Origin of the sequence: Saccharibacillus sp. O23, from assembly GCF_002205895.1 — a bacterium.
Taxonomy (GTDB): domain Bacteria; phylum Bacillota; class Bacilli; order Paenibacillales; family Paenibacillaceae; genus Saccharibacillus.
In genome coordinates this window covers 203,623-227,541 of sequence record NZ_NJDE01000010.1, presented here as the reverse complement: position 1 = coordinate 227,541, position 23,919 = coordinate 203,623, and the positions used below count along the sequence as shown (strand labels likewise).

The window sequence follows — 23,919 nt, the reverse complement described above, 5'->3', positions numbered from 1 at the left end:
TTTTCCGAACGCTTCATGCCGCGCCAGCTCCGGGAAATGCCTATGCATACGGAATCCGACCTGCCGGGCTTGCACTCTCCCCGAATCGCTGCTCACTGGTCCGAAAAAAAACGTCCGCATGCTTTCCGTTCAACGCTTTAACGCAACTTTCAGCAATGTTCCTTTATTGTAAGACGGACCGCCTTATTTGTCAAAGCCGTAGTTCTCCATCTGGTCGAGGAAACGTTTGGATTTGAAGTTGGTGCCGACATGCTCGCGCATCAAAGCTTCCATCACGTTTTTGAGTTCCGCTTTGGTCTCGGGTTTGACGTCCACGTTGCCCAGACGCCGCAGATCCAACTTGGCGAAGACCCGAAGCAGCGACAGCGCCCGGGCGCTGACATGCACGGCATAAGGGTCGGCGGCGCGAAACGGCACGCTGAGCACGCCGCCGAGCCTCGGGCTGATAAACGCATCGCCTTCGACCGGACGCTGGCTGGCCGAACAGATCTCCAGTTCCGGACCGTAACCGGCCGCTTGGAGCATCTTCATCTCGAACAACCGCATCATGACTTCCGGATCTTTGCCTTCGCGCATCCCGTTCAGAAAAGCCAGCAGCTGTTCGAACCAGAAGTTGCCCGTGTCTTCGTCGTGCAGCCCCCGATCGATCAACTCGCAAGCATACGCTCCGTAAGCGGCCAGCATCAGATCTTCGCGCAATTTATGATTGGATTCGTAGATCTCGCCGTCGTTCAGCGTGCCGAGGCCGCTTCCGCCCCGAAAAAAGCTGAACACGCCGTACGTAAAAGGTTCGGTCAGCGAAGCATGGCGGCTTTTGACCTTCTTGGCTCCACGAACGAGCACGCCGATCTTGCCGTGCGTCTGCGTGCAGAGCGTAATGATCTTGTTCGTCTCCCCGTAGTCCATCGCCCGGATGACGATTCCTTCGAGACGGTACAGCATCTAGGCGTCCCGGTGGAAGCCCAGATCGCGCAGTACGCGGTCTTGGTTGCGCCAGTCCTTTTTGACCTTGACCCACAGCTCCAAGAAAATCTTCGAACCGAGCAGGTTCTCGATGTCCTGACGCGCGCGCTTGCCGACTTCCTTCAGCATGACGCCCTGTTTGCCGATCACGATCCCTTTCTGCGAATCGCGTTCCACGAAGATCACGGCGCCCACGTATACGATGCCGTTCTCCTGTACCTTCATGTCTTCGATGGTCACGGCGATGGAATGCGGCACTTCTTCGCGGGTCATCTGAAGAATCTTTTCGCGAATCAGTTCGGCGATGACGAACTGCTCCGGGTGATCCGTGATCTGGTCTTCCGGATAATACTGCGGACCTTCCGGCAAGTATTTGCCCAGTTGTTCCATCAGCGTATTGACGTTGCTGCCCAGCTTGGCCGAGATCGGCACGATCTCCGCGAACTCGTACAGTTTGCGGTACGTCTCGATCAGCGGAAGCAGCGCTTCCGGTTCGATCAGATCGATCTTGTTCAGAATCAGGAACACCGGCGTCTTGATCTTGCCGAGCTGTTCGATGATATAGCGGTCTCCGCCGCCGATACCTTCGGAAGCGTCGACCAGAAACAGCGCCGCTTCGACTTCGCCCAGCGTGTTCAGAGCCGTCGTATTCATGAAATCGCCGAGCTTGGACTGGCGTTTGTGAATCCCCGGCGTATCCAAGAATACGATTTGTTTGTTTTCGTCCGTATAGACCCCGTGGATTTTGTTGCGAGTCGTCTGCGGTTTATCGGACATGATCGCGATCTTCTGCCCGATGATCTGATTCATCAGCGTCGATTTGCCGACGTTCGGCCGTCCGACGATCGCGACGAATCCGGATTTGAAGCCTTTTTTGCTGACCATCTTATTCCTCCTCTTGATGTCTTATGCCCTGTCGATCCTCGATGGATTCGAGTCGTTGCTTACGAATCTATTTGTCCAGATCCCACGGCCCGAACGCGTCCGGAAGCAGTTCCCGAATCGTCGTTTCGCGGAGTTCTCCGTTCAGGTTGCCCAGAATGACCGGCATGTCCGGCTTGCAGAGTTCGACCAGCACCTGCCGGCAGACGCCGCAAGGCGCGATCGGTCCGTCCGTATCGCCGACGACGGCCAGCATCTTGAAGCTGCCCGGTCGACGCCCGTTCGCCACCGCGCTGAACAAAGCGGTCCGTTCCGCGCAGTTGGAAGGTCCGTACGCCGCGTTCTCGATATTGCAGCCGTGATGCACGTGCCCGTCTTCGTCGAGCAGCGCCGCGCCTACTTTAAATCCCGAATAAGGCACGTAAGCCTTCTCGCGGGCTTGAATCGCCTCTTGAATCAATTCGGCCGGATTCATCGTCATTCTTGTTCTTGCCCCTCTCCGTCTATCCCTGTAAGTCCTTCTGCCGCTTCCGCCCGGCGAAAGCGATAGAGGTGAATTCCATTGTACACATGCGCACGCTCCGCGACCAGTCCCGCTTGCCTCGAAGTTTCGCGTTCGTTTCGGCGTCCGGCGCGAAACGCGGCTCTTTTCGCGCCCGAACCTACAGCCAACCGAGCGCGCGAGCCCATTCCAGCAGCGGCGGCAGGAATACGATCGCTCCGATCACGGCGGCAAAAAACGCGGAAGCCAGAACGGCTCCCGCGGCGGCGTCCTTGGCTTTTTTCGCCAGCGGATGAATCCGTTCTCCCACAGTCAAGTTGACGGCCGCTTCCACGGCGGTATTCATCAGTTCGGCAGACAGCACCAATCCGATCGCGAGACACAGCAGCCCCCATTCCAGCCGCGGCACCCGCAGCAGCCCCCCGAGAAGCAGCACGGCCGCGCTGAGCGCCAGATGAACTTTGAAATTCCGCTCCGTCGAAGCCGTCGCGCGCACGCCGTCCCAAGCATTCCGGAATACGTCTCCCCAGGTACGCCGCTTCTCCATCAGCGCGTCAGCCCGATTTGCTGAAGCGCGGCTTCCTGTTTGCCCATCATCACCGCTTCGTCTTCCGGCGTCTGATGGTCGTAGCCGAGCAGATGCAGAAATCCGTGGACGAAAAGGAACCCGATCTCCCGCTCGACCGAATGGCCGTAGTCTTCGCTCTGCGCGATCGCGCGCGGCACGGAGATAATGATATCGCCCAACATTTCGTCCAATTCGGGGCCGAATTCCGCGTCTTCGCCTTCTTCGATCTCGTACGTGATCTCCGGCTCGTCGCCCGCCGACTCGCGCATCGCGAACGACAGGACGTCGGTCGGACGGTCGATATTGCGGAATTCTTTGTTCAAGCGGTGGATTTCTTCGTCGTCGACGAAGGTAAGCGCCACTTCGCCTTCCGTTACCCCTTCCGCTTGGCCGGCCGTCTCGAGCAGCTTATGCAGCTGCCCGACGAGCGCTTCCCCGATTTCGTAACCTTCTTGTTCGTTGCTCCATTCCAGTCGCAAACTCATGCTTCAATTCTCCTTTGTCTTGGGCTTGACCTCTTCGGGATACTCGATCCGCGAGTGGAAAATTCCCATTACCGCTTCCTTGAGCGTCTTGGCGACCACGTCCAGTTCTTTGAGCGTGATATCGCATTCGTTGAACTGCTGATCGTCCAGACGGCTCTTGATGATCTTGCCGATCATCGATTCGACTTGTTCGATCGTCGGTTTATGCAGCGAGCGTACCGCTGCTTCGACGCTGTCGGCGATCCCGACGACGGCCGCTTCCTTCGATTGGGCTTTCGGTCCCGGATAACGGAAGTCCGCTTCGGTAAAGTCGGGTTCGACGCCGCGCTCTTCCGCCTGCTTCAACGCTTTCTGGTAAAAGAAATACAAGAACGTCGTGCCGTGATGCTGTTCCGCGATATCGCGAATGCGCTTGGGCAGCTTATACTCCTTCTGCATCTCGACGCCGTCGCGAGCGTGGGCGATGATGATCGACTTGCTCAGCTTCGGATCGATGGAGTCGTGCGGATTTTCGATATTGGTCTGATTTTCGATAAAATAACTCGGCCGTTTGGTCTTGCCGATATCGTGATAATACGAACCTACCCGGCATAACAACCCGTTCGCTCCGATCGCTTCGGCCGCCGCTTCCGACAAATTGCCGACCATGACGCTGTGGTGATACGTGCCCGGCGTCTCGATCAACAGTTTGCGAAGCAGCGGATGGTTCGGATTGGACAGTTCGACCAGCTTAAGCGCCGACAAGATGCCGAACGTCACTTCGAAGAACGGCATCAGTCCGATCGCCAGAATGGCGGTCAGCAGCCCGGAAGCCAAAGCGAACGCGGCCGGATATAAGATCGTATTGCGATCCGGTTCGGCCGTTCCGATCAGCGCAAGCGCGAGCACGCTTAACGCGCCGAACAAACTGACCATGATCCCGGCTTTCAGAATCGTCGAACGCTGGCTGGCGCGATGCACCGTAAAGATGGCGGCGTAAGAGACGACCAGCGTATAGAATCCGAAATGGAAATCGAAGATTCCGCTTCCCGATTGCCCCGCGTTCAGCACGATGCTGGCCAGAATCGAGAAGATGATGGCGCTGAAATAAGCGAAAGAATTATTCAGCAGCAGCGTGATCAGCGTGCAGCCGATCGCGACGGGAGCCAGATACCCGACGTATCTCGACGTATCGCTCTGCACGAGCGCCGTCAGATGCATGGCGATCAACATGATAAAGTAGATCAGCACGATCATCAGAAGCTGCGGATTGCTGTACTGGAATTGTCCGACGCTCTGCCGGGTAAACAGGAACGTTCCCCAAGCCAGCAAGCCGGACAGCAGAAGCAGGCCGAACTGCGGCCAATAATTGATTTCCGTTTTCAACATATCGTTTTCTTTGAGCAGATTGTACATATCCTGCGTGATCGTCTCGCCTCGCTGCACGAGTACGTCGCCCTGCTCGATATAGACCGTCTCCGTATTCTCGCGCGCTTCGACCGCCGCTTCTTTGGTCGCTTCCTCGTCGTAGAACCGGTTCGGCGTAATCGACAGCTTGATCAGTTCCTGCACGACTTCGCGCGACGTCCGGTCGGTCAACGTGCTGCGGCTGACGAACTCCGCCACCTGCGCGCGAGCCGTCTGGGCGTCCGTGACCGGATCGCTCATCAGGCGGGACACGATTCCCGTCGCTTCCGCTTTCATCTGCTGAATCTGCACGGAAGTAAGCGACGGAATCTTATAGAAGGTCTCTTCCGGAATATCGTATTCCTGCTCGTTTACGCGCGTTCGAACTTCTTGAAGCAGCGCCGCCGCATAAGCGCCGTTATTCCCGATATTGCGAATGGTGTTCGCCATGAACTGGTTGACTTTCTGCGGCAGTTCTTCTTTGTAAATCTCGATCTTGTTCGCTTCCGTCAATTGATCGTCCTGATTGAGCGTATCGATCCGATCGAGCAGTTGACTGAGCAGCGCGTCGTTGCGAAGCGGCACGATCCGGTAGATCTGCTGGACTTTCTCGGCCGCTTCTTCTTGAGCTTGCAGCGTCGCTTTGCTGTTGGGAATCTGCGCCGGAGCGAGAATTTCTTTGTCGCTCGGCATATTGACCTGAATATCGTATTTCTCGGGCAGCAGCTTGGGCGCCAAGCCGACGTAGAACATCAGCGTCAGCAGCGCGAATAACGACAGCTTGACGGCGCGGCTGTTTTTCCACCCGGACAGCTTGGGATCGGTTTTGCTTTTCCACTTCTCTTTTGAAGCCATATGGAAAGACCTCCGGTATTATTGCGAAAGCCCGACGGCTGCCGGGATTTCGCTTTCGTCAGGTCGGCTTCTATTCGATGCTTTCGGCCGCCTTTTCATAAGCCACGATAATCTTCTGTACGAGCGAATGCCGCACGACGTCTTCTTGAGCGAAAGTCACGAACCCGATGTCGCCGATCTCGCTCAGCACGAGACGGGCTTCGACCAGACCCGACTTTTTGCCGCGCGGCAGGTCGATCTGCGTCACGTCGCCGGTGATGACCATTTTCGAACCGAAACCGAGCCGCGTCAGGAACATCTTCATCTGCTCCGGCGTGGTGTTCTGGGCTTCGTCCAAAATGATAAACGAATCGTCGAGCGTACGTCCGCGCATATACGCAAGCGGAGCGATCTCGATCAAGCCGCGTTCCAGCGCTTTGGCGACCTGTTCCGTCCCCATGACGTCATACAGCGCGTCGTACAGCGGGCGCAGGTAAGGATCGACTTTCTCCTGCAGATCGCCCGGCAAGAAACCGAGACTTTCCCCGGCTTCGACGGCAGGCCGGGTCAAGACGATGCGTTTGACCAATCCTTCTTTCAGCGCGGTCACGGCCAGCACGACGGCCAGATATGTTTTGCCGGTACCGGCGGGGCCGATGCCGAACACGATGTCTTTTTTCTTGATGGTCGTAATGTAATGTTTTTGCCCGATCGTCTTCGGACGAATCGGCTTGCCGCGAAACGTAACGGCGATTTCTCCTTTGAACAAGTCCAGCAGCTGATCGGCGCGAAAATCTTTTGCCAGATCGAGCGCGTATTGAACGTCGCGTTCCGTCAGATTGTATCCGTTGCGGACCAATTGCAGCAGCACGTCGAACAACTGCTCCAACTGATCGGTTTCCTGCTGCGGTCCGTGGATGGCGATTTCTTCTTCGCGGCTGTCGATGCGCGCGTCGAACTGCCGTTCGATCAATTTGAGGTAGGTATCCTGCGGACCAAACAGGGCCAATCCTTCTCCCGCGTTATGCAGCGGAATCTTGATGCTTCTCGTCTGTTCTGTCAAAAGCTCTCAGTCTCCCTTAATCGCTTATTCGTCCGCTTTCGGCTTGCGCCGAGGCACCGGAATCCGTAAAGGCGTCCGGAACGTCGTCTTTTCCCGATCCGCATGCCGTGCGCCCGTTTCGTTCGAATTTCGCGGAAACGATCCGAAGCGGCTGCGGCCTCAAGTGAAGACAAACTACGGGTACAGGTTGTTATTCCTCAACTTTACCATTCTAAGAGGCCCCATGCAAAAGATTTCGGGTCGGGCTTTTTGCCTCGAAAAAGCCCAAAGCCGGTCTCCTCCGTTGGCGACGGAAAAGACCGGCCGTTCCGCCGTCCGGAAACGGCGGCTTCGCAGAATTATCTGCGTCCGGAAGAATGAGGTTTGCGGGCGCGAGGAGCGCCGAGGATCTCGGCCCACATCACGCCTTTGCGCAGCTCGTCGGCCGAAGCGGCAGACAACGATCGCGAAGAAACGGGAGCGGACTTCGCGGGAGTCTTTTTTCCGGAAGCCGGGTCGTTCGGGGACGCCGTCCCCGCAACCGCGCGTTCGATTTCTTTGGCCGCGTTTTCGACGCTTCGCGAACGCCCGTGCATCGTCCGCTGCTCGGCCGAACGTTGGGCGGAAAGGCTTTTTCGATTGCCCGAATTCGCTTCGTTCGGCGACGGCGCGCCCGCGAACGGAGAACGCCGCTGTTCCTCCCGACCCGAAGACTGAATCTGGCGGGGAGCCGGATTTTGCCGAGGAGCCGGGTTTTGCCGGGAAGCCGCGCGTCCGCCGAACGGCTCGCTGCCGTTAGGTTTGGCGTTTCTTTTGCCGAACACGGAGAGCAGCGCGCCCGCGATAATCACGACGATAAAAAAGTGGCTCATGATCCATTCGAAAAATTGGGGCATACTGTTCCCCTCCTGTTTTGCCTCTTACTTGCGCGTCGAATCGTTATCGACATGAGTGACGTTGGTTCCGCCGAGCGATCCGCGCATCTCGGTGTCCGCTTCGATGTTTTTCATGTTCAAATAATCCATGACGCCCATTTTGCCGCCGCGAAGCGCTTCGGCCATGGCGACCGGCACCTGCGATTCCGCTTCGACGACCCGCGCTCTCATCTCGACGACGCGCGCGTTCATCTCTTGTTCTTCCGCTACGGCCATCGCGCGGCGTTCTTCCGCTTTCGCCTGAGCGATGCGTTTGTCGGCTTCCGCTTGTTCCGTTTGCAGGAAAGCGCCGATGTTTTTGCCCACGTCGACGTCCGCGATATCGATCGACAAGATTTCGAATGCCGTGCCAGCATCGAGACCTTTTTCCAATACGGTGCGCGAGATCTTGTCCGGGTTCTCCAAGACTTCTTTGTGCGTGTCGCTCGAACCTACGGTCGTTACGATGCCTTCGCCTACGCGGGCGATAATCGTTTCTTCGCCGGCGCCGCCGACGAGACGGTCGATGTTCGCGCGAACGGTTACCCGCGCGATAACGACGACTTCGATCCCGTTGCGCGCCACGGCCGATACGCTCGGCGTCTCGATAACGCGAGGGTTAACGCTCATTTGCACGGCTTGCAGAACGTCCCGGCCCGCCAGGTCGATCGCGGCCGCGCGTTCGAATTCGAGCGGAATGTTCGCGCGGTGAGCGGCGATCAGCGCGTTGACGACGCGATCGACGTTACCGCCGGCCAAGTAGTGACTTTCCAATTGGTTGATGGTCAAGCTGATTCCCGCTTTGTGCGCTTTGATCATCGGGTTGACGATCCGGGCCGGCGTTACGCGCCGCAGGCGCATCGCGACCAGCGTGATGATCCCGATCCGAAGCCCCGACGCGAGCGCCGAAATCCACAGCGCTACCGGGAAAAAGCTAAAGAATACGCTCAACAAGATAATGCCCACCACGATAATCAACAGCGGCGTGATCCAAACAGCGTCCATAAGTATCCCTCCAAAAGTGAACGTTCCGCCGCGCCCGAAAACACGGTTCAGCACGCAGGCGGGACGTTATGTTGTCGTGCCGATGTTGCTTCACTCTCCGTCTTCGGAACGTCGAGGCATCAGATCGGTTCGATAGGTCCCAATCCGCTGTGCCATTTCTCCTGCACGACGACTCTTCCGCCTTCGGCTTTGACGATGGTGATCGCTTTGTCGCGCTCGATGAACGCGCCTTCGCTCACGACGTCGATCCGTTCGCCGTCGATCATGACGGTACCCGAAGGCCGCAGCGGAGTCAACGATACCCCGTCGCGTCCGACCAAGTCGTACCGGGTCGTCGCGGAGTTGTAACCGGCTTCCGAAGTCAGGCTGTCTTTCAGAATAAAACGATTCCAAATCCCGCGTTCCTTAAAGACGAATACGACGATTCCTACCGCCGCAGCGGCCAGCACGAAAGCGATTCCGAGCGTTTGCAAAGCGTGACCCGTTGCCCATGCCGCCATGATCACTCCTCCTATCAACGAAGCTCCTCCGAGCAGTCCCAGAATGCCGAAGCTCGGAATAAACACTTCCAACGCCATCAGAATGATTCCTGCCGCGAACAGCAGCCAGACGTAAGGGCCCGCCAATCCTTCGAGCGTACTCGCGAAAAAGTACAGGATAAACGCGCAAACGCCGAGCAGCCCCGGGAAGATGAGTCCCGGCACCAACAGTTCGATTACAACTCCCGCCAATCCGATGAACAGCAGCAGAGTCAGCATGACCGGCTGAGTCAAGAATCCCGCGACGCTCGCCAGCATTCCTTGCGCCGGCGCGCCCGCGGTGTCCGCCACGCCTGCGGCCGATGCGGTCGAAACGAAAGATGTACAGACGATCAGCGGAATACCGACGAGCCAGACGATGCCCCACAGCGCCGCCGCCATGCCTACCCACCACTTGGACCGCGTTTGTGTATCCATCAGTTCTCCCTCCTTCTTCCGGATGTCTTTCCCCGATTCTCGAGAAGTACCTGTCAATCCCCTTTATTGCAGAAGCGACCGGCTTGTCCGTTTGCGATCATCGGTTCACGTTCGCCGGAAAGTCGCAAGTTTACATGCCTGTCCGGCGGGCGAAACCGTTCTCAGATCAGAGACAAGCGCTGACCGGAGTCTCTACTCTGTATTATACGCTCATCTCGGCTTCGCGTTTCAAAAAAATCCGTGTCTTACGAAATTTTCCGCTCAACAAAAACACCCTTCCGATCGAAATCGGAAGGGTGTTCGTTACGTTTGTTTATTGCAGGTACTGCTGAACCGTCTGGTTAACCAGCTTCCCGTCGGCGCGGCCTTTGACTTTTGGCATCAAAGCGGCCATGACTTTACCCATATCCGCTTTGGAAGAAGCACCGGTTTCCTGGATGGTCTCCTGTACGATGGCTTTCACTTCTTCTTCGTTCAGCTGGGTAGGAAGATATTCGGCAACGATCTCGATTTCGGCTTTGACAGTCTCCGCCAAATCGTCACGACCTGCTTTTTCAAACTCTTGGAGGGCATCTTTGCGCTGTTTGATCTCACGACTCAGAATGTCAAGCACTTCTGCGTCATCCAAAGTTCGCTTCAAATCGATCTCTTGATTCTTGATCGTCGCGCGAATCATTCGTATGGTCGAGAGTTTGAATTTATCCTTACTCCGCATGGCTTGTTTCATATCTTCGTTCAATCGTTCGCTAAGATTCATTGACTTACTAATCCTCCTACTAATGATGTGCTGCATGCCGAAAAAATCGGCACGACTTCCTTAAAACACATCTAATGATGTGTGATATGCCGCTGTACTCGGCAGAAAGCCACCCAAAACACATCTGACGATGCGATTAGGCAACCATTGCCGGAGCGGTAAAGGAACACATCTTAGAACTTTCTTTTACGAGCAGCCTCGGACTTTTTCTTACGCTTAACGCTAGGCTTTTCGTAATGCTTGCGCTTTTTCACTTCAGCCAGAACGCCGTCTTTTGCGATCGAGCGTTTGAAGCGGCGAAGAGCAGCATCAATAGTCTCGTTTTTGCGAACTTTAGTTTCAGACACCAGTTTCCCCTCCCTCCGACCAGACCGTCCAAGAGCATAAACACGGTTAATCAACTTTAATTATAAGCGAAAATTAAATTGCGTGTCAATGCCTAGACGAAATCTATAGATATCTCGCCGCAACCGCTTTAAACGGCGGTTTGTCCGTTTCCGATCCGCTTCGTCGTTCGGCGAATCGAAAGGCGGCACGCCCGCGTTCTTCCGCGTCCCGGCTTAAGCGTGCGAACCGGATAAACCCGTCAACGCTCCGAGTTTCGCTCCGCCGAGCAGGTGGAAATGCAGATGGGCGACGGTCTGACCGCCGTCCGCTCCGCAGTTGTTGATCAAACGGTATCCGCTCTCGGCGATGCCCAGCTCGTTCGCCAACTGCACGGCGACCCGATGGATCTCGCCGATCACGGCCAAATCTTCGTCCGCGATCTCGTTCAACGACGGAATCGGCTTTTTCGGCACGATCAGGACGTGCACGGGCGCCGCGGGCTGGATATCGTGAAAAGCATAGATCCGCTCGTTTTCGAACACTTTTTTGCTCGGAATGCTGCCTTCGATAATTTTGGTGAAAATCGTCTCGCTCATCTGTATTCCTCCTCGGTCATCCGGCGGCGCGTCGCGCGGCGGCTTGCCCGCTCAAGCGTTCGTCCGGAATGTATGTATGAGAAACGGAGGCTATCCGGTAGGGCACGTCCGTCCGCTCGCTCCGTCCATTGTACCGGCTATTTCGAAAAAACACAAAAAAAAGAAGCACCCTGCAAATCCCAAAAGGATTCGCTCGCTTGAACGGCGATCGCGGCCTCGTTTGAACCAAACGCGGACGAAATCGCGGATCGGGGTACTCCTCATATGATGTCGGCTGACTGTATTATAACAACGACTTGAATCTGTCTCTGTGATTCAAATCACGTATGGCGTTCACATTTTCTCGAGCACGACTTTCGAACCCGCTCCGGCGTTATCCGCCGGCTGGACCACGAGGCGGCGCGGCAGACGGGCGCGAAGCTCCTGAACGTGGCTGATGACCCCGACCGACAAGCGATCGTTATGCAGATGTTCGAGCGACGTGATGACCGTATCGAGCAGTTCGGGGTCCAGTGTGCCGAATCCTTCGTCCAAGAAAAAGAACTGGAGCGGATATTCGCCTCTCAGCTGAATCTGGGCGGAAAGGGCCAACGCAAGCGAAAGCGAGGTCAAAAACGTCTCGCCGCCGGACAAAGTCGAGACCGGCCGCCGCACACCGCCGTTGGCGTCGTCGCAGACGACGAATCCGCCGCCGGAGTCGACTTCGAGCGAATACCGCTGCTTGGTAAGAAAACGCAGGCGGTTCGAAGCGGAACGGCTGATCTGGATCAACTGCTCCTCGGCGACGTACTCCACGAACGTATTGCCCCGGAAACAGCTCTGAAGCGTCGACAACCGGGCCGATTCGGCCGCCGTCGCGATTCTGGATTCTTCCAGCTCGGTCCAGCGTCCGTGACGCGCCGTCACGTCTTCGACGTCGCGCTGCGCCCGTGCTCTGCCGGCGAGCGCTTCTTCGTCGAGCGAGCGCGCTTCCTCCAACCTCGCGAGGCAGCGCGTCCATTCTTCTTCGGAAACGTCCGCGCCGTCTAGCAGCTTCTCCAATTCTCTGAGACGCGCGGACAATTCGTTCTCCCGTTCGCGATGTTCGGTCGCCGCGTTTTCCGCTTCGGCGATCGCCCGTTCGTCCATCGCGGCCGCTTCGGCTTCGCCCGCCGAGGCGAATTCCGAGCCGGCAAGCGCTTCGTTCCAGCTTGATTCGGCCGAAGCGGCGTGCTCGGCCGCGGAAGAGGCCGCTTGATCGGCCGCCGCCGAAGCGTTGGCGGCCGATTGCCACGTTTCCCGGGAAACTTCCAGCTCGCGCCGCGAAGTCTCCGCATCCGCGCGCAGCCGCTCCAACCGGTTCGAAACCTCGCGCAGCAGTTCGGCCGGAGAAGCTTCGCCGGCCGCGGCCCGAAGCCGGAGCTCTTTGTCGCGCAGCAGCTCCGCCCGACCTTCTGCCTGAGCGGCGAACTGTACCGCGCCGCGTTCGGCTTCCGCGGCGGTCTCCTCATGAGCCTTCAACTGTTCTTCCATGCCGCGAATAACCGGCACGCTCTTGTCCAGACGCCGTTTCAGCTCTTCCGATTGAGCGTCGCGCGCGCGAATTTCTTCGCGGCGGCGTTCCAATTCGTCGCGGCGCAGATCCGCGAACGAAGCGTTCCAGCGCTCTTCGGCTTCCCTCAGGCGGCTCTCCAGTTCCGCCAGCCGTTCTTCGGCGCGCGCGCGTTGGCGCGCGGCTCCTTCCAGCCGCGCACGCGGCGCTTCCGCTTCGCGGACGGCGGCGCCGTAAGCGCGCTCCGCCTCGCGGGCGGCGTCTTCGAGCTGCGCGGACTCGCGCTCGAAGACGGCTGCCGCGGCCTGCAAGCGGGCCCATTCAGCCGCGCAGGCCTGCGGGGAATCCAAGCTCGCCGAAATTTGCGGCGAGCCGTTCTGGATCGGTCCGGCGGCTTCGCGGGCCGGACCCGGGGTGTCGGGCGCCGATTCTTCGCGTAGGCGGCGGGCCAGGGTCTCGCCGCCCTGCCGCAGGCGGGCGGCGGCGGAGCGCAGCTCGCGCGCCCCTGCCTGAAGGGCGCGCAGCGGTTCGAGATCCGCCGCGGCCGAAGCGGCGGAAGGATCTTCGTCCGCGAGCGCGGGATGATGCGTCGCGCCGCAGACGGGGCAAGGCTCCCCGTCCGTCAGGGCATGCGCCAATTCGGCGGCCATGCGCCGGCGGGCCGAATCCCGGTCCGCCTGTTCGAGGCGGGCCTCTTCGGCGGCCGCGCCCGCCAGCAGCGCGGCCCATTCGGCGTCGAAGACGCCGAGCGCTTCGGCATGCGCTTCGGCAGCCGCAGCGGCCTGCCGCAGTTCGCCTCGGCAGCGCTCCTGCCGCTCGCGGCCGGCCGCAAGCTCCGCTTCGGCTTCGCGCTCTTGGCGCAGCGCTTCTTCCAGATCCCGGCGCAGCGCCGGGATCTGCTCTTCGAGAGCGGCGACGGCGTCCGCCGCGCGGCCGGCGGCGTCGAGCCGCTCGCGGTCCGCGCTGCGCACTTCGCACGCGCTCAGCTGCTCTTGAAGCTGCGAACGCAGGCCGTTCGCCTGCTCCAGCTTACGGCGCAGTTCGCCCGCGCTTTCGCGCGCCTGCTCGAAGCGCGACGCCGCTTCCGCGCGGCTGCGCTCCAAGCGGAGATTCTCTTCGCGCAGCGCCGCGGCTTCCTGTTCCAGCCGCAGCGCTTGTTCCAGCTCCGCGGAGCGGCGCAGCAGCTGCGGCTCTTCGCCCGCCAGCGCTTCGCGCGCGGCGTTCTCCGCCGAAGACGCGCCTTCCGCGCGGATGCGCGCGTCTTCCAGCATGCCGCGCAGCCGCTTCGCTTCGGCGGCCGATTCTTCCGAGCGGGCCGAAGCCGCCCGGAACCGAGCCAGCGCCGGCAGCAGCGCCGCCGATGCCCGCGCGCGTTCGGCGCGCCGACGCAGTTCGCCGACGGCTTCGCTTCGTCCGCGCAGTTCTTCCCATGCGGCAAGCGTTTCGCGCCGCTCGCCGGCGCGCTCGCGCACGCGCGACAGCCGGCCGTGTTCCTCGACCGCCGCGTTCAGCGCTTCGCGCCGCGTTTCGGCCTCCCGAACGGCCGCCGCAAGACGCGCCTTCGCTTCTTCGACCGCTGCGGCCGAAGCCAGGCCGAGCCCCTGCTGCTCGGCCTCCAACGTGTTCAGCGCCGCCTGCGTGTCGCGGACGCGCTTGTTGAGCTTCTGGATCAGACGGTCGCCGTACTGCTCCAGATGGAACAGGCGTTGAAGCATCTGCCGCCGATCGCTGCCTTTGAGCGACAGGAATTCGGCGAATTTGCCCTGCGGCAGCACGACCGCGCGGGTAAAATCGTCCATTTTGAGCCCGATGCGTTCTTCGACGGCTTTCGTGACTTCCGCCAACTTGTCGGCGATCACGTCGTCGCCTTCCGGCTTGATCTCGACGAACCGGCTTAACGTATTGCTGACCGATACTTCGCCGGTCCGTTTGAACCGACGTTCGACCCGGAAACGGCGCGCGCCCGCCGCCGATTCCAATTCGAACGTGAACGCGACGTACAAGACGTCTTCCGAATGGTTCATGATTCCCTGCGTGCCGTTATAAGCGCGTTCCACTTTGCCGTACATCGCCAGCGTGATGGCGTCCAACACGGTCGACTTGCCGCTGCCGGTCGGACCGAAGATGCCGAACAGCCCCGTTTCGCACAGTTCCGTGAAGTCGATCTCCTGCGCTTCGCGGTAACTCTGCAATCCCGACAATTTCAGCGTAATCGGTTTCATTCGGCATCTCCTCCTTCGGCCGTTTCGCCGTCTTCGGCAGAAGCCAATTCCATAAAGAGCGACACCAACGCGTCATCCGGCTCGGCTCCGCCCGTTTGGCGGCGGTAAAACGTTTTGAACAGCTCGTGCATCGGAAGCCGGGTGCGTTCTTCCGGCTCGTCCGCCTGTTCGAGCTGCGGATAGACCGGACGGATATGCACCAGCCCGTCGCAAGAACGGCGCAGCGCTTGAATATCGCTCATCGACAGCGCTTCGCTCAACGTGACGCGAAGATCGATGAACGCTCCCGCGTCCCGTCCTTCTTCCAACCAACCGTGCACCTGTCCCAAGCCTTCTTTGGCGTTCCATTCGACCAGACGCCGCCCGCTGGACAAATAAATCTCTTCCAGCTTCGGCTCGCCGCCCGGCTCGATATCCATCAGCATCACGGATTTGGCTTGTCCGGCTTCGGAGAAGCTGTAGCAGATCGGCGATCCGCTGTAGCGGATGATCCCGTCGCCTTTGACGCTCTGCGGACGATGCAGATGGCCCAGCGCCGTATACTGCGCGCCGCAGGAGAGCGCCGAAGGATCGACGGTATACGCGCCTCCGACTTGAATCGGCCGTTCCGAATCGGATTCCAGACCGCCGAGCACATAGATATGGCTCATCGCCAGATTGACGGTATGCGGCGAGAAATCCGCGGCCAGCTTGCGCATCAGCAGTCCGACCCGCTCGCTGTAAGCGCGTCGCAGCAGTCCTTCGTCCGTTCCGTCGAGCGTCAACAGCTCGTTCAGTCTGGATTCGGAAGGATACGGCAGCGCCGCGATCACAGCGCGCTCTCCCGTGCGCGCGATATCGAGCGTCAGCGCTTTTTCGGTCGGCAGCCCGACGAGCGAGATGCCCGTATCCTTCACGAGCGGCCTTACCGACGCGACCCGCTCCGGATGGTCATGATTGCCCGCGATCGCCGCGAGCAGGCAGCCTTCCGCCCGCAGGCGGGCCGCCCCTTCGTAAAAAAGCTGTTCGGCAGCCGCAGGCGGATTCACCGTGTCGTACACGTCGCCCGCCATCAAGATCAGATCGACCTTTTCCCGGCGGACGATGTCTACCAATTCGTCCATAAACTTCACTTGTTCTTCGAAACGGCTCCGGCCTTCCAGCGTTTTGCCCAGATGCCAGTCCGCCGTATGCAGCACGCGCATGATTCGCGCCCCTTTCTGTCTATGCCGATCGATGCCGCCCGCTTCCGGCTCGCGTGCGCGGAGGAAGGAGCGGGCGGCGGATATGCGAATTTTTCTGTTTTTCTACAAGCGAACGTTCTCGGCGGTATCGAAGAAATACAACCATTTCTCGCTCACCGGCTCGCCGGTCATCTCTTCGACGGCCCAAGCGTAAAAATCGAGTTGGAACCGGTAATGGTCCGCCAATTCGGCCGTCCCGCGTCCCGGTTTGATCCGATCGGTCTTGTAATCGAGCAGGATCAACCTGCCGTTCTCGCGGAACAGACAGTCGACCACGCCTTGAACGAGCACCCGCTCGTCCGGCAGGCTCTCCACACGGATCCGGCGATTCTCGCCCGCCGCCGCGGCTTCGGCGTCCGGCGGCCAGAGTCCCGCCTGACCGCCCATGACGGGCAGCACCAAGCCCGATTCGCTCCGCGCTCCGACTCCGATGCTGAACGGAAGTTCCCGCCGAACCCAATCCGACAAAGCCAGACGTTCGCCGATCGCGCTTCGCGTAAAGAGCATCACGTCGGAGACGTCTACCGTATCGGCTTCCGCTTGCAGCAGGATATGCTTGCGCACGAGTTCCGCCAACGTTTCGGTCACGGCCGCTTCGTCCAGATCGGCTTGCAGCGGAATATGCTGCATGACCGTATGATACGCCGTGCCCCGTTCCGCTCCGGTCAGGCGGCGGCTCTCCATGAAGCGCGGACGTTTCAGCTGCAGCGTCGATTCCGTCGGCGCAAGGCCGGCGTCGGCGGTTTCCCCGTCCGCGTCTTCCAGCCCCGCCGACCGGCGGGCCGCTTCCATCGCGTCGGCGGACGGATATTCGTCGCCCGCGAAACGGGATTTGATCTCGGTCACCGACGTTTTGGCCGCGGTTCCTCCGGCCGCCGCATGACGGTATCGCCAAGCCAGACGCTCCGCGAATTTGCCGCGCGAGCCCAGATCTTCGGCCGCCTCGCCGGCGGCCAGCGCTTTGAGGCGTTGGACGCGTTCGGCGTACAATTCTTCTCCGGCCCGCTCGGCCGCCGTCTGCGCGTCTCCGCTGCGAACGGAGAAGATCCATCCCGCGCCCGGGCCGCGCGCGCTTTCGACCGATGCGAGACCGGCCAGTTCGTGGAGGAAGCGGGCGCCCGGTTCCTGCATCAGAGCCGGACCGACCCAATCCATATACGTTTTGGCTTTGGCGAGCGTATAATCCGCGATGCCTTCCCGACCGCCGGAAGCGTCGGTCCAAGCGGCGATTCGGCGCGGAAGGTCTTTGACCGCGGCGGTCAGGATCATCTTGTCCCGCGGACGGGTCAAGGCCACGTACAGCACTCGCATCTCTTCGGCCAACAGCTCCATCAGAGCCTGCCGCCGAATCGCGAGCGAAGGCAGCGTCGGATAACCGACCCGCGTTTCTTCGTCGACGAAGCGAGGCCCGAATCCGAGCTCTTTGTGCATCATGAACGGCGCTTTGAGATCCTGCATGTTGAAGCCTTTGGACAATCCGGCAATAAAGACGACCGGGAATTCCAAGCCTTTGCTCTTATGGATCGTCATGAGACGAACCGAATCGTGATGCGCTTCGGAAGGCGCTTCGGCGAGATCGCCTCCGTTATCTCTCAGGCGTTCGACGAAACGCAGGAAACGGAACAATCCTTGCGCGGAAGCCGATTTCTCGAACTGAACCGCCCGGTTGTACAGCGCCAGCAGATTCGCTCGGCGCTGCGCGCCTCCCGGCAGGCCGGCTACCCAATCGGCGTAACCCGTCTCCCGGTACAAGGTACGGATCAATTCGCCGAGTTCGCCGCTGCGCGCCAACGTGCGCCAACGTTCGAGCGAAGCCAAGAACTTCCGCAGCGTCTCCGCAAGCGAAGCATCGCGGGAACTCGCCGGTTCGTCCACAGGTCCGGACGCAGAAGCCGCGGCCGATTCTCCGGTCCATGCGCGCGAAGCGTAATCCCCCGCTCCGTCTTCCGGCTCGGCCGCCCGGCAGACGGCGTCATAGAACGACATTCTCGGTCCGCGCAGCCGAATCTGCGCCAATTGATCTTCGTTCAGGCCGACGATCGGCGATCTCAGCACCGAAGCCAGCGGAATATCCTGCTGCGGATTGTCGATAATGCCGAGCAGCGACATCGCGATCTCGACTTCCGTCGCTTCGAAATATCCGCGGGACGCGTCGCCCATGGCCGGTATGCCGGCCAAGCGCAGCTCTTCGATCATCATCGGCGCCCATGCGCCGACCGAGCGGAGCAGAACGACCATGTCGCCGTAAGCGGCCGGCCGAAGCGCTTTGGAATCTTTATCGTAGATCATGAGCGGTTCGCGACCTTCCGCCCGTCCGGTCAATTCGTGAATCCGCGCGGCGATCGCCCGGGCTTCCAGACGCGCCGCTTCGATCTCTTCGGCTTCGGCGGCGAATCCGCTGTCCGCTTCGTCGTCTTCCGCCGGCTCGCCCGCGGCCGCTTCGCGCGCGATCAGCATCAGCTCCGGCGCGTATTCTCCGCCCGAGGCTTCCGGATAGTAGGCTGCCCCGTAAGAGAGTTCGGCCCGTTCGTCGTATTGAATCTCGGCCACCCGCTCGTTCATGATGCTCCGGAAGATCCCGTTGACGGCTTCCACGACCTCGGACCGGCTGCGGAAATTGCGCGCCAAGTCGATCCTTAACCCGCTTTCGGCGAAATCGTTCCCGTAAGCCCGGTATTTATGCAGGAACAAGCCCGGTTCCGCCAGACGGAAACGATAGATGCTCTGCTTGACGTCGCCGACCATGAAGCGGTTGCCCGCGCCTTCGCGCGCGATCAGCGAAACGATCTCTTCTTGGACGGAGTTCGTATCCTGATACTCGTCGAGCAGCACTTCGTCGAAACGTTCGCGGTATTCCAGCGCCGCCTCCGAAGGCAGCGAACGGCCCGGCGTCGAAGCCGGATCGCGCAGGATTTGCAGGCAGTAATGCTCCAGGTCGGAGAAATCGACCATGCTTTTCGCCCGCTTGGCCTGCGCGTAACGCTCCCCGAACTCGATCGTCAACCCGGCCAATTCTTCCATCAGCGGAGCCGTCTCGCTTAATTCGGACAAGAACGTTTCGGGCGATCGGCCGAAATAGAATTCTTTGATTTTGCTCAGGTCTTTTTTGGCGATATCCCGCAGGTCTTTGATCTGCTGCTGAATTTCCGGATCGAATTCGTCGTTTTTGCCTGTTCGTTTGAGCGTGGCGAACGAGACGGTCTCGAACTGCCCGTACAAAGACTGCCACGGTTCGTGCTCCGCGGCTCCGCGCAGCCGATGCAGCATATCGAGATCGCTTTGCAGCGTCTCCGCGTACGGAGCGGGACCGCCCGGCGATAAGGCCAGACCGTGCGCCCGGCGCAGCACGTTTTCCACGCCTGCCAACTCCAACCGGGCGCCGGCCAGCAGGCTCGTCGCCCACTCCGTCCGGCCCAGCGTTTCCGGATCGGCGACCCGGAAAGCGGCCGCCGAATCGTGCAGCCACTGCTGCGGCCACGGATGGCTGCGCGCGAAATCGTACAAGCGCTGCACCAGCGCGAATACCGGATCGTCGGATCGTTCGCCGCCGAACCAGTCGATCAAACGGCGGAACCGTTCGCCTTCTTCTTCGAGCGCGTACTTCTCCTCGAACAGGTCTTCCAGCAGTTCTTGGCGCATGATCGCGCTCTCGTGTTCGTTCGCGATCCGGAACCCCGGATCAAGCCGAATCGACGTATAATGCCGCCGAATCACTTCCAGGCAGAACGAGTGCAGCGTGGTGATCGAAGCTTGTCCCAGCAGCGACAATTGGCGGCGCAGACCGTCGTCTTGAGGACGTTCGGTCAACGCTTTGTTCAGCGCGTCGCGAATCCGCTGGCGCATCTCCGAAGCCGCCGCTTTGGTAAAGGTGGCGATCAGCATCCGGTCGATCCCCGTTCCGCTTGCCGGATCCGTAATCTTGCGAATGATGCGTTCGACGAGCACGGCGGTCTTGCCCGATCCCGCTGCGGCCGCGACCAGCATATCGCCTCCGGAGACGGCGATCGCTTTCCATTGATCGTCGCTCCATTGGCTGCCTTCCGGCTTTTCGGCGTAACTGATTCCCATTTATCGGCTCTCCTCTCCGTAAGATTCTTCGTCGCTTTCGCGGAACAAGTCCCATACCCGGTCTTTGCCCAATTTGCCGAGATGATGGTATCCGGCGTTGTCCAGACTCTCGTCGAATTGGCATACGGCATGATACGGACAGAAATCGCACGCCGTCTCCTGCTGAATGCGGTAAGGTCTCGCTTCGGATTCTCCGTCCGTGATCCGCGTCCCGATGCCCGCGATGCTGCGCCGCACCCCTTTGAGCAGCGAGTTCCACTGACGTTGATCGGCGACGGAAGCGGTGCTGTAGAAACTTCCGTCTTTCTTGAGCGCCACGGGAACGATCTGCGAGTAGCCGGTAGTCAGCGAGCGGTCCATCTGTCCCACGACTTCCGGATCGGCCAGCACCAGCCCTTTCATCTTGAAACGTTCCAGCATTTTCTGCGCGGCCGTATCCCGGTTCATGGCATTGTTGGAGGTCAGCAGCGGATTGTGCACGTGGAAATACAGCGTTCCCGCCGGAAGCGCCGGCGCACCGATCCACTGCTCCGCATGCGTGAGCAGCACGTCCATATACGTCAGCATTTGCAGCGACAGCCCGTAATAGACTTCATGCAATTTGAGTTCTTTGCTGCTCGATTTGTAGTCGATGACCCGCAGCAGCAGCCCTTCTTCGCCTTCGGCCACGTCTACCCGGTCGATCCGGCCCACGATCTCCATCGTGCAGCCGTTCTCCAATTCGAATTCGAGCGGCGGAATATCCTGTCCGGGACCGAAATCCAGCTCGATGCCGAGCGGTTCGAAATCTCCGCGCCGCGAATGTTCGCCCAGAATGACCGAAGCGCGGCCGACGATATCCATCAGCTTGCGGGTGATATAGCCGTACCGGTTCGAACTGAACAGAATCTCGCCTTGAAGCTTCGGCGCGATCTTGTCCACGGCCGTCCGCGCTTCGGCCAGACATTCCTCGACGGACAGCGATCCCCAACTGCGGTTCTCCAGCTTCAAGCGCATGGCGATATCGCTCAGCGCCGCATGGAACAGCTGGCCGATATCGGGAGCGTTCAGTTTGTAGAGCTGACGTTCTTTGAGACGAAGGCCGTGCGAAGCGAAATGGGCGAACGCGCATTCCGTGAACTTCTCCATGCGAGATACGCTCGAACGCAGTTTGCGGCCGTAAAGCGAAATGCTGGTCTCGCGGGTCAGCCGGTCCGATTCGTTCGTGTAGACGAGCGAAGACAGACGGCCGCGCAGCAGCGCGTCCCATTCTGGCCGCTCTTGATAAGCGCCCAGCACGTCCCACCACAACGGTTCGATCTCCCCGCCCGTTTTCCATGTCCGCAGCTGCGCGAGCAGATGGGGCAGCGTCGCTTCGGGCAGGGTGACGAAGCGGCGCTGCTGCGTCGGCGTCATGCCCGGCAGCGGCAGGCCGCTTTCCCGCCGTTCCGCGATGAACGGGAAGGCGGCGCGCAGGTCGAGCACGATCTCCGAAGGCAGCAGCGGCTTGTCTTCGTCGTCGCTGAGCGCGTAGCTCAGCCATAATTTATGCGAAGCGCTCGTCAGCGTATGGTAGACGAGCAGCCGCTCGTCGAGCAATCGCCGCTCCGCGCTCGGAGACAGCTCCAAGCCGGCTTCACGCGATCTGAAAAAGGCTCCGGGCGCGTGATCGCGGGGATGATTCAGTTCCAGCAGGCTCTCGGCCAGCCGCAGCCGATCGGATTCGCTGAGCAGACCGCTCTGATCCGGCACGAGCGGCACGATTCCGTCGTTCAGCCCGAGCACGAACGCGTATTTGATTCCCCAAGGACGCGTGCGCTCCATATCGCCCAACAGGACTTGATCGAGGGCGGGAGGAACGAGACCCAGCGTCAAGCCGGCCAATCCCGTTTCCAACATGCCCGCGAATTCTTCGGCCGTCGTCGGCTCTTGATCGATCAATTCCGCGATCTGGTCCAACAGGTCGAGCAGGGCGCCCCAGATCTGCCGATGCACGTCCGCCGCCTGCGGATCTCCCGCCGACGTCGCTTCGTTCGCCAACCGGTCCAGACGCTGCGGGATTTCGGCGTCTTCCAGCAGCCGGTAGACCGCTTCGCACATTCCGCGGGCCGAACCGGCTTTGCGAAGACGCTGCTCGAACGCGCTCAGCGGCGCGACGATCCGCTCGCGGCAGGCTTCGAGCCGCTCCATGCGCGCGGCGGCATCCGCCGTTTCTTCTTCCGGCACCGGGCGTCCTTCGTCGTCGAGCGACAGCTTCGGCGCTTCGCGCCACGGCCTTCCGTCCGTCCAGCGCGTGCCCCGAATGCCGGAAGCCAAAACGAAGTTCTCCAGCCGGTCCATATCGGCCCGTTCGAGGCTTCCGTCTTGCGGGAGCAGCAGATCCGTTTTCACGCAGCGGAATACGTCTTCGTACCGCCAACGGTACTGCACGACGTCGAGCGCGGCCCGCACGAATTCGGACAAAGGATGATGCAGCACGCCTTTGCGCCGGTCGGTAAAGGCCGGAATGCCGTATTCGGCGAATACCGGCGCAAGCACTTTCTCGTAATCGCCCAGATTCCGCACGAATACGGCCATCTCCCGATAGCGCGCTCCTTGCTCCCGGGCCAGCCGAACCATCTCGCGCGCCGCCGCGTCCGCTTCGGCTCGCCGGTCGTCCGCCGCGTGCAGCGTGATGCCGTTCTCCCCGTCGGCGTTCAGACGTCCGCTCTCGCCCCGGTCCGGAGGCAGTTTTTCGCCGCGAAGCTGCGCTTCGAGCCGTCCGAGAATTGGACTGTTCCGGAATCTCGGCAGCGCCGCCTCTTCTTCTTGAACGACTTCGCAGCCGTGATCGAACATCCCCGCCAAGCGGCACAGCCTGCGGTAGGTCATGCCGGTCTGGTAAAACAGGTCCAGCTCGCCGGGTTGTTCGCCCGCGTCGTACGGACGGTCCAACGTCAGCGTGCAGACGACCGATTCCGCGACGTTCAGTAGCGCTCCGACAGCCTCGTACTCGCGAGGCGTGAAGCTGTAGAACCCGTCGATCCAGACTTTGGCTCCCCGCGCAACCGACGATTCTCCCAACTGCTCCGCCAGACGGGTCAGCGTATCTTCCGAATCGACATACAGCTCGGCGAGCCGTTCTTCGAAGCTGCGATAGATCGGCAGCGCGTCTTGGAGCTTCTCGCGCAGAAGCGGCGAATCGCCGGCCGTCACCAAATTCCGCGTATATTCTTCGAGCGTCGCGGCATCGACCTTATATCTTTTCAACTCGGCGTAAAGATCGTTTAACTTGGCGATGAATCCCGGTTGTTCGCTGGACGCGCCGAACAAACGAAGTTGATCCCGCTGCTCCCTCAATAAACGGTACAGCAGCATTCTTTTCCCTTCGTCTCCGATCGAAGTCAACGCCGAACCGCCGGTCTCCTGCATCACCCGGTAAGCCAAGCGCTGAAAACTGAATACCTGCGCCCGCATGCCGCCGATGCCCTGCTCGCCGGCGAACAGCGCGTATTCCGTTTGGAAAGTCGACTGCTGCGGCACGATCAGAATCAACGGCGGCCCCATCGGGTCCTGCTTCATTTGATCGCGTATTTCATCGAGAATCCGGGCGGTCTTCCCGCTGCCGGAACGCCCGAGTCTTAGTTGTAACGCCATCGGCCGATAGCCTCCTTAATTTTGCAATCTTTGTTCATTCCTT

17 protein-coding genes are annotated in these 23,919 nt (G+C 60.1%); all 17 read right to left on the bottom strand.

The genetic code is table 11. The features are described 5' to 3' along the window. Positions 1 to 183: 183 nt before the first annotated feature. Positions 184 to 942, bottom strand: coding sequence for a DNA repair protein RecO (gene recO / locus CDO73_RS14950; protein ID WP_088489322.1), 759 nt, complete (start codon positions 940 to 942; stop codon positions 184 to 186). After that, the gene (era, locus tag CDO73_RS14945; protein WP_088489321.1) at positions 943 to 1,848 is read right to left on the bottom strand and encodes a GTPase Era; all 906 of its coding nucleotides are present in this window, start codon (positions 1,846 to 1,848) and stop codon (positions 943 to 945) included. Positions 1,849 to 1,915: 67 nt separating this feature from the next. Then, positions 1,916 to 2,320 carry a cytidine deaminase gene (locus CDO73_RS14940; RefSeq protein WP_088489486.1) on the bottom strand — a complete coding sequence of 135 codons (405 nt, stop codon included), beginning with the start codon at positions 2,318 to 2,320 and terminating at the stop codon, positions 1,916 to 1,918. Positions 2,321 to 2,507: 187 nt separating this feature from the next. Next, positions 2,508 to 2,894 carry a diacylglycerol kinase family protein gene (locus CDO73_RS14935; protein WP_088489320.1) on the bottom strand — a complete coding sequence of 129 codons (387 nt, stop codon included), beginning with the start codon at positions 2,892 to 2,894 and terminating at the stop codon, positions 2,508 to 2,510. Beyond that, the gene (gene ybeY / locus CDO73_RS14930; protein ID WP_088489319.1) at positions 2,894 to 3,400 is read right to left on the bottom strand and encodes an rRNA maturation RNase YbeY; all 507 of its coding nucleotides are present in this window, start codon (positions 3,398 to 3,400) and stop codon (positions 2,894 to 2,896) included. The genes CDO73_RS14935 and ybeY overlap by 1 nt, the downstream gene beginning before the upstream one ends. A gap of 3 nt (positions 3,401 to 3,403) precedes the next feature. Beyond that, complete coding sequence (locus CDO73_RS14925; RefSeq protein ID WP_088489318.1) at positions 3,404 to 5,641, bottom strand: HD family phosphohydrolase; 2,238 nt, start codon at positions 5,639 to 5,641, stop codon at positions 3,404 to 3,406. Between the two features lie 70 nt (positions 5,642 to 5,711). Further along, positions 5,712 to 6,683, bottom strand: coding sequence for a PhoH family protein (locus CDO73_RS14920; protein ID WP_088489317.1), 972 nt, complete (start codon positions 6,681 to 6,683; stop codon positions 5,712 to 5,714). Between the two features lie 338 nt (positions 6,684 to 7,021). Continuing rightward, a complete protein-coding gene (locus CDO73_RS14915; protein WP_088489316.1) occupies positions 7,022 to 7,558 on the bottom strand; it encodes a hypothetical protein in 537 nt (178 codons plus the stop codon). 24 nt (positions 7,559 to 7,582) lie between these two features. After that, on the bottom strand, positions 7,583 to 8,581 hold the full coding sequence (floA, locus tag CDO73_RS14910) for a flotillin-like protein FloA (RefSeq protein WP_088489315.1): 999 nt from the start codon (positions 8,579 to 8,581) through the stop codon (positions 7,583 to 7,585). A 119-nt stretch (positions 8,582 to 8,700) separates the two neighbouring features. Further along, positions 8,701 to 9,537, bottom strand: coding sequence for an NfeD family protein (locus CDO73_RS14905; protein ID WP_088489314.1), 837 nt, complete (start codon positions 9,535 to 9,537; stop codon positions 8,701 to 8,703). Between the two features lie 313 nt (positions 9,538 to 9,850). Continuing rightward, entirely contained in the window at positions 9,851 to 10,294 is a 444-nt protein-coding gene (locus tag CDO73_RS14900) for a GatB/YqeY domain-containing protein (RefSeq protein WP_088489485.1), read from the bottom strand. A 173-nt stretch (positions 10,295 to 10,467) separates the two neighbouring features. Next, on the bottom strand, positions 10,468 to 10,641 hold the full coding sequence (rpsU, locus tag CDO73_RS14895) for a 30S ribosomal protein S21 (RefSeq protein WP_005547957.1): 174 nt from the start codon (positions 10,639 to 10,641) through the stop codon (positions 10,468 to 10,470). 213 nt (positions 10,642 to 10,854) lie between these two features. After that, on the bottom strand, positions 10,855 to 11,217 hold the full coding sequence (locus CDO73_RS14890) for a histidine triad nucleotide-binding protein (protein ID WP_088489313.1): 363 nt from the start codon (positions 11,215 to 11,217) through the stop codon (positions 10,855 to 10,857). A 333-nt stretch (positions 11,218 to 11,550) separates the two neighbouring features. Then, on the bottom strand, positions 11,551 to 14,970 hold the full coding sequence (locus CDO73_RS14885) for an AAA family ATPase (RefSeq protein ID WP_088489312.1): 3,420 nt from the start codon (positions 14,968 to 14,970) through the stop codon (positions 11,551 to 11,553). Then, on the bottom strand, positions 14,967 to 16,154 hold the full coding sequence (locus tag CDO73_RS14880) for an exonuclease SbcCD subunit D (RefSeq protein WP_088489311.1): 1,188 nt from the start codon (positions 16,152 to 16,154) through the stop codon (positions 14,967 to 14,969). Before CDO73_RS14880 ends, CDO73_RS14885 begins: the two co-directional genes overlap by 4 nt. Positions 16,155 to 16,256: 102 nt before the next feature. Beyond that, positions 16,257 to 20,261 (bottom strand): helicase-exonuclease AddAB subunit AddA, encoded by a 4,005-nt coding sequence (gene addA, locus CDO73_RS14875; RefSeq protein ID WP_088489310.1) that lies wholly within the window; start codon positions 20,259 to 20,261, stop codon positions 16,257 to 16,259. Further along, positions 20,262 to 23,876 carry a PD-(D/E)XK nuclease family protein gene (locus tag CDO73_RS14870; RefSeq protein ID WP_088489309.1) on the bottom strand — a complete coding sequence of 1,205 codons (3,615 nt, stop codon included), beginning with the start codon at positions 23,874 to 23,876 and terminating at the stop codon, positions 20,262 to 20,264. Positions 23,877 to 23,919 lie beyond the last annotated feature (43 nt).